Genomic DNA, 2607 nt, shown 5'->3' on the forward strand with positions numbered 1-2607 from the left:
CCTTCATGATGACAGTTTTATTATTTTAACTGTCCACCATAAAGGGAGCATATCAGATTTTAATTGTCTAGCTAATTCGTAATATATTAAAATTGTAAATAGCTATTCATTCGTTCTCTTACTTTTTGATAATCCTCATCTGTATTATATGGGTAAATAAATTCCTGATTGTCCATTATTATATAAAGTGTACTTTTATCATGTGTTATATAAAGAGTAACCTTTCTATCTTCTAAAAGCTCATTTTTCTCATTATATAATGAACACATATAAATACCATTATCAGTAAAGTTACCATCTTCATTTGGAAACATATATAAATCATACGGATGTAAGAAATATTCTTCACCATCTACAGTAATACTTCTATTTAAGTCTTTGCCAAACCCAGTGGCCTTTATGTATTTTACTATCCATTTTAATATCAACTGATCTTACTTTTTTTCCATTTTCATAAACTTGTACATCTTTATATGTTTGCTTAAATGATTTAGGATATATAAATAAGATTATCCCTACTACAATTATTAATAATAATACTATTAACTTTTTATACATATTCATTTCTCCACTAGTGTACTTTTTAGTCTAATCTTTATTAAAATAAATATTCAATATATTAATATTACAAATTTTGTTATATATTTATAAGCAACTAATTATTTTCATAATCTAATAACTCTCTTTGCTTATCGAGACCTTCAATATAAGCGATTATACCAGTATGTAAATTCTTTTTTTCATCTATAAGTTTGTTATCGACCACAGTGTTTATAGTGTTAGTATTTTTATCATTATAAAATACATTAAAAATCTTATCTTTCTCTTTTACATATTGAACCATAAACATCTCATCATCAGTTTCAAAAATGTATTCTACAATATTCAAACTGAGACTTGATTTTTCATCATATGGATATTCATTAACACTATACTCTACTCCTAAAAGATTCTTTATATCTTCTATATCCATGTTATTAGTAGAACATACATTATCTATAACTTTTATATATACATCACTCCATTTTCCTTGATTATTACCTAATTTTTCTAATATATCCTTATGGTCTTTTAAGTTATCTCTATTTGCAGTATACATATAGCTAATTTCTACCTCTTCTACGTCAGGAATTAAAATAGATAAATTAGTTTCTCCTTTTTTATCATTTAAGGTATATAATGGGTGTATTTGTTCTTCATTGTTGAAATTAGAATGAGTTATATTTAAACTTTCATTTCCATTTGTGAAGGTATATGGTTGTTGTATATAATCACTTCCATCTATATTTCCACCTTCTATCTTAAACTCTTCATCTTTTTTATAGTTATATCCACTTAGTAGTTTTTTGATATATTTACTGCTTATTTCTTCTTTAGTAACTAATTTCTCTGCAATTTGAAAATATGCATCTCTTAATGATTCTGATTTGTCTAGTTTTTGTTGAGTACATCCAATTAAAAGTAGACACACCAAAGATAATAATCCTAAAATTGTCCTTTTCATAATCTTCCCCTTATTTAATTTATATTTTTATTTCACAATAAATAACAATTGTGAACTTTTTTATATTTTATCATTAATTCACAGTATTATAAGTTATGTATATATAATTAATCACACAATTGTCTAACAGAGCCTATTAAAATGAAAAGTACTTACTCTATAATTATATATACATCTCAATTATAAAGGTTTATTTGTTTTATACTTTACTTTGATATATATGTCAAATATGTTTGATACTCTTCTTCTCCTTTTTCCACCTTAAATTCATCATTTTTATTTGGATAAATTTCTATAACGCCATCTTTATAAGATGATTTATCAAAGTTAATACTTATATCCATATCATTAATATCACCATATAAATAACAAACTACTTTATCATCATTCATAAATACTATTTGCAGTTCACTATATTTATCTTTTGATACAATACTTTGCCATTTATACCCAATAGTTTCATATATTTTATCTACATCAATATTTTCATCAAATACATAAACTTTATCCCACTGAAATGGAACTACTTCACTCAAGTGTATTTCTTTATCAGTACTTTTTAAACCTGATATTTTAGATAATAATTCACCTACATATTCATCAAATTTTATCGTATCAAATTTTGTTAATTTTACATACTTATTTACTACCTTCCAATCACCATTTTGATTTTTTAATTCAAAAGTTATTTTAGATATAGCCTCTCCATGCTTACCTGGCTGAGTAACTATAACTTCTTCACCTTTACTATTTTTATAGTTATGTTGTTCAAAAATCTGATGTGTATGACCTGCAACTATAGCATCTATTCCATCTACTTCTTGTGCTAATTCTTGTATTCTATTCCCTGGATTTTTAGTTTTTTTAGGTTTTTCTCCACTATGTGCTACTGCTACTATTACATCTGTATTTTCTTCTTCTTGCATTACTTTTACCCATTTTTTAGCTTCATCTACTAAATCATTTATGTATAATTCTTCATTATATTGTGGCATATCTTTTAATTCTCTAGATTCATCAATAGATTCACCTACTTCTTTTATAGTAAGTCCAAGTATACCTAAGTTTATCTTCCCATACTCTGTTTCTATTTCCTTTATAGT

Annotated in this window: 4 protein-coding genes; all 4 read right to left on the reverse strand. The window is 25.0% G+C overall.

Translation table 11 applies throughout. The features are described from left to right. Positions 1-86: 86 nt before the first annotated feature. The gene (locus tag Q5F54_RS12855) at positions 87-428 is read right to left on the reverse strand and encodes a hypothetical protein (protein ID WP_288523835.1); all 342 of its coding nucleotides are present in this window, start codon (positions 426-428) and stop codon (positions 87-89) included. Next, positions 367-558: a hypothetical protein gene (locus tag Q5F54_RS12860; protein WP_288523834.1), complete on the reverse strand. Its 192-nt coding sequence runs from the start codon at positions 556-558 to the stop codon at positions 367-369. The genes Q5F54_RS12855 and Q5F54_RS12860 overlap by 62 nt, the downstream gene beginning before the upstream one ends. 97 nt (positions 559-655) lie before the next feature. After that, positions 656-1504, reverse strand: coding sequence for a hypothetical protein (locus Q5F54_RS12865; protein WP_281537859.1), 849 nt, complete (start codon positions 1502-1504; stop codon positions 656-658). A gap of 206 nt (positions 1505-1710) precedes the next feature. Further along, positions 1711-2607 (reverse strand): metallophosphoesterase (locus Q5F54_RS12870; RefSeq protein ID WP_302334564.1); only part of this gene is annotated, 897 nt, incomplete at its 5' end.

This window comes from uncultured Romboutsia sp., from assembly GCF_958366745.1.
Lineage (GTDB): Bacteria > Bacillota > Clostridia > Peptostreptococcales > Peptostreptococcaceae > Romboutsia > Romboutsia timonensis.

Excerpts from the sequence above, each read along its gene's own strand:
- Q5F54_RS12860 (WP_288523834.1), bottom strand. The coding sequence starts at position 558 with ATGTATAAAAAGTTAATAGTATTATTATTAATAATTGTAGTAGGGATA.
- Q5F54_RS12865 (WP_281537859.1), bottom strand. The coding sequence starts at position 1,504 with ATGAAAAGGACAATTTTAGGATTATTATCTTTGGTGTGTCTACTTTTA.